The sequence below is a fragment of the Streptomyces sp. RKAG337 genome, from assembly GCF_023701715.1.
Taxonomy (GTDB): Bacteria; Actinomycetota; Actinomycetes; order Streptomycetales; family Streptomycetaceae; genus Actinacidiphila.
This window is the reverse complement of record NZ_JAJOZA010000002.1, coordinates 105889-121126: the sequence shown is the minus strand read 5'-3', so window position 1 is coordinate 121126 and position 15238 is coordinate 105889. Positions and strand designations below refer to the sequence as shown.

The window sequence follows — 15238 nt, the reverse complement described above, 5'->3', positions numbered from 1 at the left end:
AGTCCTTGGGAGGCGAGGCGGGGCCGGGGGAGTCAGGCGTTGACGCTGCGGCGGGCGGCGATCGCGTCACCGGCGAGCCAGCCGGAGTCGGCGGCGCCGATGATCCCGCCGGTGAGCCCGGGGCCGTCACCGACCAGGTAGAGACCGGGATGGCCGGGGGCCTGCATGTCGTCGCCGACCTCGAAGCGGTCGGCCCAGCGCTCGACGGCGGGCCCGTACAGCATGTTGCGGGGGTTCAGGACCTGCGGGCACAGCCGGGCGAGGCGGTGAAGGTAGTCGCGCAGCAGGACGACGATCGGCTGGGGGAAGAGCGCGGCGAGGTTCCCGGGGACGGCGTCGGGGATGCTGGGGACGAACCCGTACGCAGCGTCGGGGACGGTTCCGGTGGTGGGGACGCCGGCCAGGAAGTCGCCGAGTGTCTGGGCCATGACCCGGCCTCCGGTGGCGCGGTTCATCCGGGTGACGAGTTCGCGCACGAAGTCCGCGCTCAACGGGAGGGCGTCTCCGGCGGTGGCCAGCACCGCAGTGTTGCTGCGGTCGTGCCCGTGGTCGCTGGTGGAGTGTCCGCCGACCAGGGTGAGGTCTTGGTACTGAGCCGGGACGACGTCCCCGCCGAAGCAGACGCAGTGCGTGCGGACCTCGGCCCCGGCGCCGGGCTTCCAGATGACCTTGGGGTCGGTGGCGACCTTCAGCAGCAGATCCAGGAACTCGCGCGGCCCTTCCAGACGGAAGCCGAGCTTGGGCTGGGCGCTCTTCCGGGGCAGTCCCAGGGTGGTCCCGAGCGCGCGCAGCCAGGCCGCACCGATCTTCCCCGGTGCGAGCACCACGTTGTCTGCGTACAGCGGCATCGCCTCTGTCCAGCCGTTGCCGGTGACCCAGACCTCCCAGCGGTGGCTGGCGGTGGGTGAGGGCCGAACCTCTGTGCAGCGGATTCCGCAGAGCACGGGAGCCACAGCTTCGACCTGCCGGCGCAGGGCGGACGTCATGCGCATGAGCTGGTCGCTGCCGATGTGGCGGACGGGGTAGTGCAAGTACTCGAGGTCCTCGGCTGCGGCCAGTTCGGCCAGTTCGGCGGCCCTGGCGTCGTCGGCACCGTGCAGCGGGGCGTCCTCGCCGGCGCGGAAGAGCTCGTCGATGGCGTACTGCCGTGCTTCGACCTCGTGAGGGGGAAAGCGGTGGGAGATGGTGGAGCCGATGCGGTGCGACAGGCACAGTTTGCCGTCGCTGAACATTCCGGCGCCGCCGAACCCCGAGGTGATGGTGCGCTTCTCGTCCTCGCCCAACTCGCGGGCCCGGATGCGCCCGTCGATGTCGTCGCCCTGGTCCAGGACGATGACGCCGCCAGCCGGGGCTCCCGCGCGGATCGCGGCGAGCAGCCCCGCCGGGCCGGCGCCGATGACAAGGGTGTCGCACTGGGTGGGGGGCCTCCGCGACACGGGCGTGGAAGGTAAGGGCACGGCAGCCTCCGGCTGAGAACGGATCGGTGCGCGGTCCGTCCGGCCGGACGGACCGCTGAATGCCGCCCTCGGAGAACTGCTCGTACGTCAGCTCCCCGAGGGCCGCTGGCATCTACGTTCGCCCGATCTGTATGGCGTCGGTACGCCATTCGTCTGCCACTTCTCTGCCACTTGGCGGCGGGCAACAGCACTCCCACCCATCCCGGCAAAGGGCATGATTCCTCTCAAATGAGCCGCATCCGCTGCTCCTGCCACGGAACGAAATGGCAGTGGAGTGGCAACCCAATGGCGTACCGACGCCATCGGGATTCCCTCACCGTGGAAGTGGGCCTTCACCGGGCCCTCCGCTGACGGGCTCTGCCCACCGGCGGTCACCGCACGTGCACGAGGGAGACGATGGTGCCACCCCTGCCGGCTGCACTGAAACCGTCCGGTCGTCTCGACCACGTACCCGAAGAGCACCGTCTCGACCTGAGCGCCAGTGAATGGCCGACCAAGGCCGCGCGAACCCAGATCCTCACGGTATTGGGGGGTAGAGCGGACCCGGCGACGGTCGACGACATGGTCCTGGTCGTGGACGAGCTGGTTACCAACGCCCTCCGGCACAGCCCGGGCATCGGGGTCCTCCTGCTGGAAGTGGACCGGGACCGTGCCACGGTGCGGGTGTTCGACGCGGGTGGGAACTGCGCTGCGGTGGCCGTCAAGTCTGCGAATAAGTCCGACGAGAACGGCCGCGGGCTCAGCATCGTCGCGCGACTGACCGAGGAGTGGTTCGCCGAACCGACCACGGCCGGCGGCAAGGCGGTGGTCGCGGTGTTCACCATTGCGCCCCAGGAGAACAGCTCACGATGACCGCCCTCGATCTCAAGCCGCGACACATCGCGCCTGGACTGACCGTCAATCCGCTCGGAGTCGGCTGCTGGGCGATTGGAGGGCCCACGGTCAACGCGGGCAACCCGGTCGGCTGGGGCTCCGTCGACGACGCGCAGTCACTTGATGGTCTGCGGACCGCGGTGGAGCACGGCGCCAACTTCTTCGACACGGCGGACGTGTTCGGGCACGGCCACTCCGAACGGCTGCTGGGACGGCTCCTCAAAGAGGTCGACCGGGAATCTGTGCATATCGCCAGCAAGATCGGATGGGTACGGGGCACGGCACCTCACCCCTACGCGGGCCCCAAACTCCGCCACCAGTTCGAGCAGAGCATGGAGAACCTGGGCGTCGAGTATCTGGACGCCTACTTCCTCCATACCCTCGACTTCGGGGACGACGACGACTACCTGCACGTCGCCATCAACCAGATGCACGCCCTGCGGGAAGCCGAGTACATCAAGGCCATCGGCATGCGTGGACCCCACCCGCTCGCCTCCGACCGTAGGGACGCGGCGGACGTACGCGGCGCCCGCTTCGCCAAGATCTTCCGTCTGCTTCGCCCCGATGTGCTCTGGACCCGCTGCAACCCGCTGAGCCCGCCGACTCTGGTCGACGGCGAGGACCTCTTCAGCTTCACCGCGCGCCACGGTGTCTCGCTGATGCTCACCGAGCCCCTCGCCCAGGGGCTGCTGACCGGCAAGTACCACCCGGGCGCTCCCGCCGTGTTCGGCCCCGGCGACCACCGACGGCACAAGCGGTGGTTCTCGAATCCTGGCCTCGAAATCATCGACCGCGGCCTGGAGACGCTGCGCGAGCGCTTCGGCCACCACCCGCAGGCCCTGGTCCGCGTCGCCCTGCGATACAGCCTCCAACAGGCTGACCACACAGCGGTGATCGTCGGCTTCACCACTCCCGAGCAGATCCGCGAGAACTATTCATGCCTCGGAGAGCCGCTGACGCACGAAGAGCTCGCCTTCGTCGACGACACCTATGGCCGGATACGCAACGAGCTCCATGCCACCGGCGATGCCTACCGCCGTGTGGAGGTGACGGTGTGACCGCGCAGCCCGGAGATCCCCGGCCAGCCACCGTCCTAGCGGTCATCGGGCCGCCCGGACCAGAGGTGAGCAGCGTCGCCGGGGCCCTCGCCCGCCGCTATGACGGACAGGTCCTCGCGCTGGCGGACCTCACCGAGCAGCGAGGATCCACGAGCCCGGCGATAGCCGCGGCCGTGCGGGACACCAGCGACCCGCTCGGCCACATACCGGGACCGCTGGCGTGCCGGCTGATGCGCTCGGCCGTCCTGAGCCGGTCGGCCGACACCCTCGTCCTCGACGGCTACCCGGCCACCGCGGTGCAGGCCGAGCACCTGCTGAACGTGCTGAGGAAGCTACCCGGTCACACCCTCGCCGTACTCGAACTGGTCCCGGACAAGAGCGCCCTACGCCGCGCGCTGCTCCCGACGACCCCCGGGCCCATCATGCCCGGCTGGCGGAACCCCGCCGGCCCCACGCCCGGCTTGCCCGCCCGCTACCGGCAGCGGGCTCCGATGCTGCGCTTCGTCCTGGAGCGCCACGGCGTACCCCGGCACGTCGCCGAGTCGCACCTGTCCCTCGGGGAGCTGCTCGATGCCGCCGACCACGCCTTCGGCCATCTCCTGCCCGAGCGCATCCCCGAACGTGCCGCCTCATAGCCGGGCGGCGCGTCCCCTCGCACACAACCACGGAGGTCCCATGGGAACGATCCAGCAGGCGCTGCGCATGAGCGCCCCGTATTGGGCTGCGGAGCACGAGATCGCCCTGCGTTACTTCGGTTCCAGCGCCAGGAACACCGGCTCCGACAAGGTCTGGGTCGGGCACCAGATGTTCAAGGAGTGGACCGGCAGCGGGGTCTACGGTCCCCGGCACACGACCGTGGCCAGCATGATCGCCGAAGTGGCCGAAGAGGTCGCACCGCTGGGCCACGGGGCGGTCGCACCCTCCCCGCTGAGGAGCACCTACACCAAGTTGAGCTTCGCCTCCGACGAGCTCCGGCACTACGCCCAACTGCACGATCTGTTCCTTCTCATCGAGTCCTCCACGCCCCCGCCGGCGATCGCCGAACTCGGGAAGCTGAGGGAGGGGTCCGCGCTCACCGAGCTGCGCCTGGGCTACCGCGACGACAAGCTCGGCGCCATCGCGGTCGACCTGTCCGAGGGCGGCGGTCTGGGGCTCTACTTCGGGATCCGCTCCGCGAAGAACCTGTTGGACCCCTCCGATGAGGTGGACCGTGAGGTGCTCGCGGTCGCTGATCGAACGATCGAGGACGAGACCCGGCACCTGCTCGGCCGCTTCAAGGCCGCGTGCGACGCAGGGCTGGACGGGAACCAGTGGGTCCGTGTCTCCGAGATTCTGGAGGAGATCTCCCGCCAGAAGCTCTTGGAGCGCAACGAGCAGTTCGGCGGCATGCTGACGCCCCAGGAAGTGGCGGCCGTCATTACGAGCGAGAACCACGCCCGGACCGCCAGCTTCCTCACGGGCCACCTCGGCTTCCTCCTGGAGTACCTGGGAATGAGCTCAGTTGATCTCTGACGCCCGCAGGCACGCCCGGCCGCTGCTCGCCGGGCATCGCATCGAAGCCCCGTCGGCCACGGTCTTCAGCTACGGCTCGCGCCGGCGCGTTGTCGTCGGACTGGGCAGCGCGGGGCACCTGGAGGCCACCCGAGGGGTGTGCTCGCTGTCGCTTCCCGGTCGGGAGGCGACAGCGCCGGAGTCCCTGCTCGCTGGACTCCAGTTGTTCTTCGAGGCTGCCGACGGCCGGTGGGTGATGGGGTATATCGGGTTCGGGGCGCATCACAGCCGGTGCAGCACGCTGGCCGTCGGGCCGGATCCGGAAGTGTTGCTGTTCACCCCGGAATCCGTCCTGGTGATCAAGGATGACGGCACTGCCTCGTCCTCATCCGGTCTGGTGCGATTGCCGCCGGGAAGGCGGAGCACCCGCAGCGTAGGTTCCCCGCCCCCTCTTACCGAGGAGACCGTCGATCGTTTCCGCGTCATGGTCGACGACGCCTTGGGGTGGGTGGGGCAGGTGCCGGGCCGCCGGCTGACGGTCGCGACGCGGCACGGCTGGAGCGGACCGGCGGACCTGGTCTCCACCATGGCCGCGGGGCAGGGCGATCCCCACGGAGTGTCCCGCTCGTTCTACTGCCACCACAGCGGGCTGGAGTTCGCGGGGACCAGCCCGGAACTCCTCGTCGACGGGTCGCTGGAGCGGTTCACCTGCCACAAGCTGTCCGGTACCTCCGGACTTAGCGCCGACGGTCGGCGGGCGCAGGCCTGGGACCTTCGGCTCGTCGAGGAGCACCGGTCGTCCATCGACTCGCTGCTGACCTTGTACAGCCACTTCGCCGGGGTGAGCGCGGGGCCCCCGGAGTTCCTGAGACTCGAGGAGCTGGTCCACGGACTGACCCGGCTGACGGTGGAGCCCAAGCCCGGAAGCGACCCGGCGAGCGTTCTGCTGGCCGTGTTGCCCACGGGGGCCTCGCCCGCCGAGGGATTGGCCGAGATCGCGAGGCTGGAGGAGTTCCCGCGCGGGCCGTACTACGGCCTGGTCGGATGTGCGGCGCCGGGCGGCAGGCTCCAGTGGTCGCAGCTCCTGCGCAGCGTCTTCCAGCGGGACGGCCGGGTATGGCTCCCGGTCGGCGCGGCTGTCACGGCCAGGTCCAGCCCGGATGTGGAAGCGGCCGAGATCGCGCTCAAGGCCCGGAGCGTGCGGGTGGCGCAACGCCAGTGAGCCGCTGGGTGGGGGGTGCCGGTACCTTGCCGGCACCCCCATCACGTTTCCCCGTTCCCGGGTTCGCCGCTGGAGTCAGCGAACGGGCGACGGGCCCGGGAGGGTGAGGCTGTGCAGGACACGCCATCGGTACGTACGTTCTTCTCGGCGCAGTTCGACCAGGTCGACGCGTTCGACCGGGAGCGCGATGGAGGGGCGGTTCCTCAGGAGGGCCACGGCGTCTATCACCGGTGCGGCGGCCCGGTCCCGGTTGTTGTAGAGAATTCCGAGGTGAGGACGGAAGAGGCTGCTCGGCCTTCCGCCCGGGACGCCGGCGCGTTGTCCCGCGCGGTGCAGGGCGGCGTGCAGCTCCACCAACGGCGTCCAGGGCGTGACGCTGAACCGGATCGCTCCCGTGGACCCGGCCATGGGCTCGGCGCGGATCTCGAAGCTACCGCCGAGCGTGTCGTCTGCCAGCTGGGCGAGGTCGTCCACAGCGGCGGGCTCGACTTCCGCGCAGCTACCGATCTTGTTCATGGTGATGTGCAGGCCGTCGTGGGGTACCTCGTCCATGTCCAGCCCGGCCAGGGCCTGCTGGCATGAGCGTGCCTGGGCGATCAGCTCCGGTTCCTCGGGGAAGGCCAGCATCCAGTAGTAGGCCCGGTGCCCCGGGGCCCATCCGGGCCGGTCCCAGTGATTGGACATGCGTTCCACCGCCAGGAAAGCGTCCCAGTCGTTCGAGGTGATCTTCTGCGGATCGTCCAGATCGGGAGGCGGCGCCGCGGGGAAGGCCCTGCTGTCGTTGATCAGCGGGGTCATCACCAGAGATCTCCTTGGAGGCTCGGGCCGCGTCGGTCACGGCCTCACGTCGGGTTCCGCCTGGACGGCCGGCTGGTAGTTCAGGGCCGCCAGTTCACTGGCATAGTCGCGCACGACGGGCTCCGCTTGCCACTTCCCCGTGTACTGGAGGAGTTCGGTAGCGCGCTGCCACACCGATTGGATGGGCGCGCTGCCGCTGGTGTGAAGGGCCTGGGTGCCCAGCGACAGTGCCTGCTCCAGGTCGGGCCGGCCTTGTCGCAGCAACGCGGTAGCGACGTCCAGGGACACAAGCGTCCGGGTCCACTGCGAGGGTGACTGCTCGACCAGCTCCTCGATCTGCCCGGCGCACTCAAGGACTTTGGCGACGTCGCCGGTCGACAGATGGGCCGTGACGGCGTTGGCGAGCGTACGTGCGGGGCTGTACGCCTCGAACGAGATGCAGGAGGTGACACCGCCGGGAAGGTGCTGCTGCTGGTCGCTGAGGTCGAGTGCTCGTCCGATGGCTCGCACAGTTCCGCGGGCGTCGCCCTGTCGGGCGAGGGCGCGGGCGCGGCCGTTCACCCAGAGTCTGATCGCCTGCGGACTCTGCGGCGATAGCGCGATCCCCTGGGCGGCCGCGGCGTCGGAGGCGGCGTAGTCACCGACGTAGTAGAGGTTCAGGGCCCGGGTGCCCAGAATCCACATCTTCGCTCCCACGTCGCCGACCTGGTCGGCGAACGCCTCGGCCTCCGCGCAGTACGCCTCGGCCACGTCGGCGTGGCCGGCGTTGACTGCCATATAGGCGAGCAGGCCGGATGACCGAGCCGCCAGGCCGAAGAGCTGCTGTCGTTGCCCGCCGCTCTGCCGTCCCAGAAGCAGGGTGCGCACCATCTTCCGGAGCAGCCGCGCCTCGCCCGCGAGCTGCTGGGGGCCTTGGTCCTCGTACCGCTGGACGATGCTCTCGATCGACTCCGCCGCCAGACTCAGGAGTGCGGGATCGGTGTTGCTGATGGTCAGTTCCTGCGCCTGGAGGAGGATCTCGCCGGGGCTTCCCCAACCGCCGCCGCTGACAACGGCGGCGGAACCGGCAGCCGACTGCTGCGGGACGGCGGCGTTGACCCGGTCCGGGGGCGGTCCGAAGAGGACCGCAGTGGTCATGCCGAAGAGATGCTCCAGGACGCGGGCTGAGTCCGGGCGCGGGCCTCTCTCGCTGAGCTCGCCCTTCATCCACCGGTCGAAGGTCCGGCGGGGAAGATCGACACCGGCCAGACGTGGATCACCGTCCTTCTCCGCCAGCTCCGCGCGCGCCCTCTTCCACTGGATACACAGGGCCTCGTAGGTCCAGCGGCGCTCCTGGACGAGTACACGGAAGTAGTTATTGCGCACGGTCACCTGTCGATTCCCTCCTGGTCCCGGTCGGCTGGTGGAGCGGAGCGCGGACGGTGCCCTACCGCTGGTCCGGCCTCGCGCCGTGGCCGAGCGCCGGTCCGGAGGCGGCGTCCGGCGTGAGCGGTGGCGTGGTGCCGGGGGTGACGGCCTGCCGGTAGAAGATCTTGGTGTCCTGGGGGGTCGCGCCGAGGGCCTCGTAGAACTTCTGGGCATCGGGGTTGTCGCGGTCGGTGGTCCATTCGATCCGGCTGCATCCGAGCTGGGCGGCGACCTCATGAAGCTGCGCCATGAGGGCCTTTGCCACTCCGTTGCGGCGGTGGGGCTCCCGCACGAACAGCTCCTTGAGGTACAGCGAGTGGCTGTCACCGGCGGCCGGCCAGAGCAGGGAGAAGGACGCCATCCCGACCACGTCCGCGCCGATGCGCGCCAGAAGGATGAAGGCGGCCGGGTGATCTCCGAAGAGCATGTCTCGCAGCCGCCTGACTCGGTCGGGCAGTTCGCCTTCGACGGCGCCGCCGTAGTACCGCTCGATGTCCGCTACGAGTTCCGCGATGCACGGTACGTCGGTTGATTCGGCACGGGTCACGGTGAGTTCGCTCATGGCGCCTTTTCTTCGTGTTCGGAGGCTGTGTCCCGCTGGAGCGGGGTGAGGACATCGCGGAGTACCTGGACGGGCCCGGGTCCGCTGTGGGCGGCGGAGGCTAGATGTTCGAGTTGGCAGGCTCTGGTCAAGATAATCCCGGAGCGATGCTGCTCCGGGAGCTTTCGAAGGATCTCCGCGGTACTTTCGGCGGCGGCGGCCGGCTCGCCGTCCAGGAGCAGACACATGGCGCCGTCCAGTTCGATCAGGGCCCGGTCGAGATGTTCATCCGCCGGATAGAGCTGGAGAGCTCGCTGCTGTGCTTCCCGGGCGCGGTCCGTCTGGCCGAGGTGAGTGAGTGCGTTGCCTTGGTGGAAGCGCAGCTGGGCCTCGTTGTAGCCGAACGCCGACTCCGCGGTGTCGTCTCCGTGCAGCTGCGCCAGCGCATCCTCCGCCCGGCCGAGGGCGGCTTCGGCTTCACTGCGGTCTCCCATGACGGCGTGGGCCCGAGCTTCCAGCGGAGCGGCCAATGCGGCACCGACGGTGGGCTGGCCACCTGAGATTTGAGCACGGCGCGCGGCACGGGCCGCTCCGGTGAGATCGCCGCAGTAGAACAGGGCGTATGCGCCTTCGGCGAGGATCCAGGCTCGGACGTCGCTGTCGCCAGCTTCCTCCGCCGCGATCCTGGCGACGCGCAGCCAGGCATGCGCGTTGTGATCATCGCCCTGGCGGACCAGGACCAGGCTCATGAGCCCGGCCATCTGGGCGGAAAATCTCGTAAGGCGGCGCATGGCGCCGAGCGACTGGCGCTGGTCGAGCGCCCTGCTGAGCGCGTCGACATCGCGGCGTAAGTCCCGCAGGAGGTCGAGCTCGGGACGGAACCGGGTGGCTCGGCCGTGCCACGCCAGGGTCTCTTCCCACGAGGCGAGCCCGGCTTCGCTTATATGGCCGCTGGTCAGGACTCCTTCGAGCCTTCGGCGGACGGCCTCGGCCTGGTCCGGTTCCTCGGCGGGGAGCTGGCCGGCCGGAAGGTCGGCGGGGCCCTCATCGGACTCGGCGAAGATCTTTCCCACGGGCATGCCGAAGAGGTACTCAAGGACTCGCGCGGTGTCCGGGCGCGGGCCCCGCTCGGTGAGATCGCCCTTCATCCATCGGTCGAAGGTTCGGCGCGACATCGGGACGGTGGCGAGCCGGGGATCCCTATCTCGCTCAGCCAGCTCCTCGCAGGCACGCTTCCACTGGATGCAGAACGCTTCGAACGTCCAGCGCCGCTCTTGCACGGTGGTGCGGAAGTTGGTGGTGCGCGCCGACATCGCAGATCCTTCGTTATTGGATCGCGGCTGGGGCCGAGAGCTCGCTGAACTGCAAGGTGGGCACCTTGTGACGTCCGAGCCTGGGCCTGGTCATGAGCGGATCGACGACCTCGACCACGAACAGCTCCGAGATGAACTGCACACGCCCCCCGAGGAGATGACTCGTCCTGCCCTCAGCAGCCTGGCCCTTGAGCCCAACCGCGACGTGGATATGAGGGGCCAGGACGTTGCTCTCTTCGTCCCAGGCGATGGTTCCGCTGCCGAGCGCCTCGAGCGTCGTGTATTCCGTGGCAGCCCAGACAGGCGCGCTCGGGTCGTCGATCGGATCGCAGGTCCCGACGAGCTGCACAGCGTGGAAGCCGCCGAGGAACATGGGGATGTACGCGGAGCGGATCCCGTACTCGGCGCAGAACGCGCCGAGCTGCGGGAGGAAGTCGTCCCCGTCGTCGAACGCGACGCCGAAGGTCCGGCCGATGGTCAGTGGGGTGGCACGCATGAGGTCGTTTTCTCCCGGAGGCCGGTATCAGGCAAAGGCGGCGGTGATGCCGTTGCGGTCGGTGCCGGCGCGAAGGTGGGCGAGCAGGAGGAGCCGCGCCTTGTAAGGGTCGAGGTCACCGGCGGCGATCAGCCCGCGGCGCAGCAGATCGCGTTCCGAGCCGGCGAACCCGTAGGTGTTGCGGGCGGTGCTCCCTGCGCCGGTACGCGAAGCGAAGACGACGGGGATTTGCTCGGCGATCTTCTCCAACGGTTCGGCCCAGGACTCCGGAACGTGTCCTGCGCCGAACGCCGCGATGACCGCGCCGTCGAAGCGGTCGCCGAGACCTTGGAGCAGTTCTCCGTCGTCCCCGAGGGCCGCAGTGATGAGGACGACGCGCGCGGGCCTGAGAAGGGGCAGCGGCACCTGCTGCTGGGGGAAGGTGTCAGAAGGAGGCGAGGGGCGCCTTCAATGATGAACCCGATAGGCCCGGCATGGGGTGACGCGAATGCTCCCGGGGCGGTTGCGTGCACCTTGCGTACGAACCTGGCCGCGTGGATTTGGTCCGAGAACACCACGAGGCACCCCATTCCCCGGCTGGCCCTGCTGGCCGCCGTCTGGACGGCGGCCAGCAGATTCGCCGGACCGTCCGCGCCGGGAATGGAGGGGTGTCGCATCGCTCCGGTGACGATCACGGGAGACTGGCCGGCATGGAGGAGGTCGAGGAGGTACGCCGTCTCCTCGATGGTGTCGGTGCCCTGCGTCACGACGAATCCCGAAGCGCCTTTTTGCTCGCGCTGGGCGATCATCTGGGCGAGTGCCGCGATGTCGTCCACCGACAGCGACGCCCCTGGCTTCTTCGAGACGTCGGTGAAGCGGAGGGTCACATCCAGGTCGGAAAGCCCTGGAACCGCGGCCAGGAGGTCCGCCGCGCCGAGCTGGGGCTTCACACCCTGCGTCTCGCCGTCGGTGGGCGCCATGGCGATGGTGCCACCGAGGGCGAACAGGTGGACTTCCGGAGGGTGCGACACGAGGCGGCGCCTTTCGAGGGGGGAAGGGGAGGATCTAGGTCGCCAGGTCTCCGACGAAGCGAAGCGTCAACTCGAGTTCGTCGAGTGCGATCAGCCGGCTCCGGGGGCGGATCATCCCGGCAATGCCCCGCTCGCCCAGTTCGCGGCAGCGGCGCGTCAGCCAGACCCAGTCGAGCCCAAGGTACGAAGCCAGGGCCTGAAGACGCTCGGGCGAGGTCGTACCGGGCGCCACGCTGTGGTGTGCTGCGTGTCCTGCAGCGTCGGCGTAGTCACGCATCGCGGCATGGCCGCTGGTTGTGGTGGCCTGCCAGATTCCCTCTGCGCGGACCCAGTTGGCGATGACGGCACGCTGGCCGGGGACGAGTACGAACCCGTCGACGGCCGTCATTTCTGGCTCGTCGCTGACGTGGACGTTGACGCGGTGCATCTCCATCAGAGCGATGGACAGGAACAGGAGAATGAGTTCGTACGGCTCGCTGTCCTTGACCGCGGCTTCAGGCAGGCAGAACGCACGGGTGACCTCCCGGCCCGGCTGGATTGCGAAGCGGTCTTCGATCTCACGCAGGTACCGCTGCTTGTGGGCCCAGAGAAGCCACCCCACTGAGGACTCGCCGTACTGCTCGCGTGTCCAGAAGACGGGGAGCTCCGAGGCATCGGCAAGGTGGCGGGTGATGTGCCGGTAGCAGAAGTAGGAGCCGATCCAGGCAGCGCCGACCGAGGTCAGACCCGGGATCGAAGAGCGGCTTGGTGCTGTCCGCGGCAGTTCGAGGTAGGCGTTAAGCGCGCCGTGCTCGGCGTGGAGCAGCTGGTCGTCGGCCAGGAGGGCGTCGTCGATGTTCGCGATGGCCCAGATGATCCCGTACGTCAGATCGTCGAGCTGATGAGCGTCGGGGATGACCAAAGTGAACTCGGCCCCGAGACCGACTCGGATCTGGTTTCGGGCAGTTAGAGCGTCGAGCACGAACACTTGGTGTCCTGCGTCGGCGGTCCGGGTACCTAAGACGAGTCCGCGCCGCACAGGGCGGAGGAACTCCTTGAGCTGGTCGGGCTCCGTGACTGGCAGCCGGACCGCGTTGTCGAGGGAGTCCGCGGCCTGGAGGTGGACTGCCAGCGAGGTCCCGTCGAACACGCGTCGCCCGTCGAGCTCCCAAGTGTCCCAGCCACTGCCGCCGGCCGTGGTGAGCGACAGACGGGACGTGGCCCACCGGGTCTCGATGCTCTGGGCCGCCCTGATTTGTTCCGGGCCTGCTGGCGTTGCCGCAGGGCGCAGAACGACTGGGGCGGGCCGGAAGAGGTCCTCTGCCGGAAAGCCGAAGAGATGCTCGAGCACGTAGCACGTGTCGGCGCGGGGGAGCCCGCGCCATGTTCCGGTGAACCAGCGGTCGAACGTACGCCGTGCAACAGTGACCGGCTTGGGCTTCCTCGACGGCTGGGCCCTTACGACGGAAGCTGCCGCCTTGTCGAAGTGGATCGCGAAGATCTCCCAAGTGGTCCACCGTCGCTGCTGGGCCAGAACGCGAAACAAGGTCGGGGCGGCCGTGCGTGCTGTCATGATGGCCTCCGTCCCTGTCCGTGAGGGTCAACTGGGCTTACTGCAACGGGTACTGTGGCTGATTCCACGACGGCAACCCTTCGAGGACCCCTCTCCCGCAGTGCTCGGGCATGCGCATATGCCACGCGGCGCCACGGGGGTACCACGCATTGTGACGCTCGCTAAGCATGCCGCTCTGCGAGGTCGGTGGCAATGTGACTGGTCAAATTGACTGAACAAAGCTTGTTCAGCGGGCCGACAGCCGCCACACTGGCGGCCATGGCGCAGTCGAAGAGCACAGTGCCCGCATCCGTGGCACGCCGAGAACTTGCGCAACTTCTGAAGGAGTTGCGAGCCGCATCGGGCCGCACCCTGGTCGAGGTCGCCTCGGTCGCTGGCGTGGACCGTGGCCACCTCAGCCGTGTCGAGCGGGCTACCCGCGGTGTCTCCGAGGAACTGCTCACCAGGCTTCTCGATGACTGCTACGCGACTCTCGTGTCGGGTTCCGAACGCGAGAAGATGTTCGATCTTCTGCACGCGGACTCCGCCGAAGAGGACCCGTACAGAAGGCATAGCGGCCTACTCAACCCCACGCAGTACGGCGGCTATCTCAAGTTCGAGGCCGGAGCCACGGGCCTTCGGGCCTACGAACTCGCCCTCCTTCCCGGCTTGGTGCAGACCGAGGAGTACGCCGAGGCGGTCATCCGGGCCATGCGACCTGATCTCACGGCGCGCGAGGTCAAGACATTGGTGACCATCCGAATGGAGCGCCAAGCGCGGCTGCTCGGTGCCGGCAAAGTCTTTCAGGCCGTCGTCGACGAGGCGGCCCTGAGGCGCCCGGTTGGGCCTCCCGCTCTGATGAAGCGGCAACTGGAGCGGCTGCTGGAAGTAGCCGAATTCAGCACCGTATCGCTGAGGCTTCTACCGCTGGAGACCGGGTGTCACGCAGGTCTGTACGGCCCGTTCATGATCATGGACTTTCCCGTGCCCAACCCGAGCGTGGTCTGGGTGGAGGGGCTGGCAGAGTCTTCGTACTTCTCGAAACGAGAGCATGTGGAAACCTATTGCGAGGCATTCAACAGCCTCTGGCAGCGGGCCATTCCGCTGGCAACCGCTCTCGACCGAGTCGAGAAAGTGATCAAGGAGCTACATCAGTGACCAGCACCACCCCGGCCGAGTCCACGCACTCCGAGAAGCCGATCGCGGCCGAGCTTGACCTCTCCTCCGTCGAGTGGAGGCGTACGTCCTTCACCGGCGGGAACAACAACTGCGCCGAGTTCGGCCGGGCAGGCGAGTTCATCGTCTGGCGCGACTCCAAGCGGCCGACGCAGGAGCCCTTGGTGTACACCAAGGCCGAGGTCGCGGCCCTTATCGACGGTGCACGGGCAGGCGAGCTCGACTACCTGCTTGCCTGACCTTGAACCAGACGGGAGCTGGCCCCATGGCAACTGGGGCCAGCTCCCGTGCTCTTTCTTCCCCTGCTAACGATCTCGGCACACGTCCAGCTCGACTGGGCTATGGGAGGTGGTGAGTCCCCAGACATCGCCGCAGGATCCGGGAGCCCGAGCTGGACATTGTGGCAGATTTCCGTGCCTTCGTCGTGAGAGGAAGGTACTTTGACCCCAGGGCCCCGGCTTCCGCGTTACCCCCGTACGCGGCGGTCGGGGCTGCTCCATGTCCCGGTCAGGGTGCCGAAGAACGGCCCAGTCCGCAAGGAGGACGTCCGGAGAGACGAGGCGATGGGTGCAGTCCCGCCGCCGGCCGCGGGGTGATGACCTGGCCGAGACGCTGTGATCTCGCCGTCGGCGGGTGCACGTACTCTCGGGCCCTTGTCCGCCCATCCAGCGGTTCTCCCTCGTCGACCGGTGGGTTCAATTGGGATGACGACACCGCCAGCCCCTGCCCGCCCAGGGGCGAAGCGGGCTCCCATCAGTCAAATCACGCAGCGCGAGGTCACACCACGACGGGTTCTGGCACCTCTATTCGGGATAGCCCACCTCTCGCTCGCAAGGAGTGATCTCCCGATGACCGCGTACTTTCC

At 68.5% G+C, this 15238-nt stretch carries 15 protein-coding genes and 1 pseudogene; 7 read left to right on the top strand and 9 right to left on the bottom strand.

Going from position 1 to position 15238, the window contains the following annotated elements; genetic code table 11:
* Window positions 1-32: 32 nt before the first annotated feature.
* Window positions 33-1436, bottom strand: a complete 1404-nt coding sequence (locus tag LNW73_RS35280) for an FAD-dependent protein (RefSeq protein ID WP_250993273.1) — start codon at window positions 1434-1436, stop codon at window positions 33-35.
* Window positions 1437-1853: 417 nt separating this feature from the next.
* Here LNW73_RS35280 and LNW73_RS35275 point away from each other — a divergent pair, with 417 nt between their 5' ends.
* The 5 genes from LNW73_RS35275 to LNW73_RS35255 are packed head-to-tail and all read left to right on the top strand — an operon-like array spanning window position 1854 to window position 6101.
* Complete coding sequence (locus tag LNW73_RS35275) at window positions 1854-2309, top strand: ATP-binding protein (RefSeq protein WP_250993272.1); 456 nt, start codon at window positions 1854-1856, stop codon at window positions 2307-2309.
* Entirely contained in the window at window positions 2306-3388 is a 1083-nt protein-coding gene (locus tag LNW73_RS35270; protein WP_250993271.1) for an aldo/keto reductase, read from the top strand. The genes LNW73_RS35275 and LNW73_RS35270 overlap by 4 nt, the downstream gene beginning before the upstream one ends.
* Window positions 3385-4023 (top strand): nucleoside monophosphate kinase, encoded by a 639-nt coding sequence (locus LNW73_RS35265; RefSeq protein ID WP_374118301.1) that lies wholly within the window; start codon window positions 3385-3387, stop codon window positions 4021-4023. Before LNW73_RS35270 ends, LNW73_RS35265 begins: the two co-directional genes overlap by 4 nt.
* Window positions 4024-4063: 40 nt before the next feature.
* Entirely contained in the window at window positions 4064-4900 is an 837-nt protein-coding gene (locus tag LNW73_RS35260; protein WP_250993269.1) for a hypothetical protein, read from the top strand.
* Window positions 4890-6101: a chorismate-binding protein gene (locus LNW73_RS35255; protein WP_250993268.1), complete on the top strand. Its 1212-nt coding sequence runs from the start codon at window positions 4890-4892 to the stop codon at window positions 6099-6101. Before LNW73_RS35260 ends, LNW73_RS35255 begins: the two co-directional genes overlap by 11 nt.
* 75 nt (window positions 6102-6176) lie before the next feature.
* On the opposite strand, the gene LNW73_RS35250 is transcribed toward LNW73_RS35255, so the two are convergent.
* The 8 genes and pseudogenes from LNW73_RS35250 to LNW73_RS35215 all read right to left on the bottom strand — a co-directional run bounded on the left by LNW73_RS35250 (window position 6177) and on the right by LNW73_RS35215 (window position 13218).
* Complete coding sequence (locus LNW73_RS35250; protein ID WP_250993267.1) at window positions 6177-6899, bottom strand: 2'-5' RNA ligase family protein; 723 nt, start codon at window positions 6897-6899, stop codon at window positions 6177-6179.
* Between the two features lie 36 nt (window positions 6900-6935).
* Window positions 6936-8270 carry a hypothetical protein gene (locus LNW73_RS35245; protein WP_250993266.1) on the bottom strand — a complete coding sequence of 445 codons (1335 nt, stop codon included), beginning with the start codon at window positions 8268-8270 and terminating at the stop codon, window positions 6936-6938.
* Between the two features lie 55 nt (window positions 8271-8325).
* A complete protein-coding gene (locus LNW73_RS35240; protein ID WP_250993265.1) occupies window positions 8326-8868 on the bottom strand; it encodes a GNAT family N-acetyltransferase in 543 nt (180 codons plus the stop codon).
* Window positions 8865-10160, bottom strand: a complete 1296-nt coding sequence (locus LNW73_RS35235; protein ID WP_250993264.1) for an XRE family transcriptional regulator — start codon at window positions 10158-10160, stop codon at window positions 8865-8867. Before LNW73_RS35235 ends, LNW73_RS35240 begins: the two co-directional genes overlap by 4 nt.
* Window positions 10161-10173: 13 nt before the next feature.
* Window positions 10174-10656 carry a PPC domain-containing DNA-binding protein gene (locus LNW73_RS35230; RefSeq protein ID WP_250993263.1) on the bottom strand — a complete coding sequence of 161 codons (483 nt, stop codon included), beginning with the start codon at window positions 10654-10656 and terminating at the stop codon, window positions 10174-10176.
* Window positions 10657-10683: 27 nt separating this feature from the next.
* Window positions 10684-11061 (bottom strand): hypothetical protein, encoded by a 378-nt coding sequence (locus LNW73_RS35225; protein WP_250993262.1) that lies wholly within the window; start codon window positions 11059-11061, stop codon window positions 10684-10686.
* Window positions 11062-11156: 95 nt separating this feature from the next.
* Window positions 11157-11615: pseudogene (locus LNW73_RS35220) on the bottom strand (asparaginase domain-containing protein); the annotation flags it as partial.
* An 85-nt stretch (window positions 11616-11700) separates the two neighbouring features.
* Window positions 11701-13218, bottom strand: a complete 1518-nt coding sequence (locus LNW73_RS35215) for a transcriptional regulator, XRE family protein (protein WP_250993261.1) — start codon at window positions 13216-13218, stop codon at window positions 11701-11703.
* A 258-nt stretch (window positions 13219-13476) separates the two neighbouring features.
* Here LNW73_RS35215 and LNW73_RS35210 point away from each other — a divergent pair, with 258 nt between their 5' ends.
* Both LNW73_RS35210 and LNW73_RS35205 read left to right on the top strand, forming a co-directional pair.
* The gene (locus tag LNW73_RS35210; RefSeq protein ID WP_250993260.1) at window positions 13477-14355 is read left to right on the top strand and encodes a helix-turn-helix domain-containing protein; all 879 of its coding nucleotides are present in this window, start codon (window positions 13477-13479) and stop codon (window positions 14353-14355) included.
* Entirely contained in the window at window positions 14352-14612 is a 261-nt protein-coding gene (locus LNW73_RS35205) for a DUF397 domain-containing protein (protein ID WP_250993259.1), read from the top strand. The genes LNW73_RS35210 and LNW73_RS35205 overlap by 4 nt, the downstream gene beginning before the upstream one ends.
* Window positions 14613-15238 lie beyond the last annotated feature (626 nt).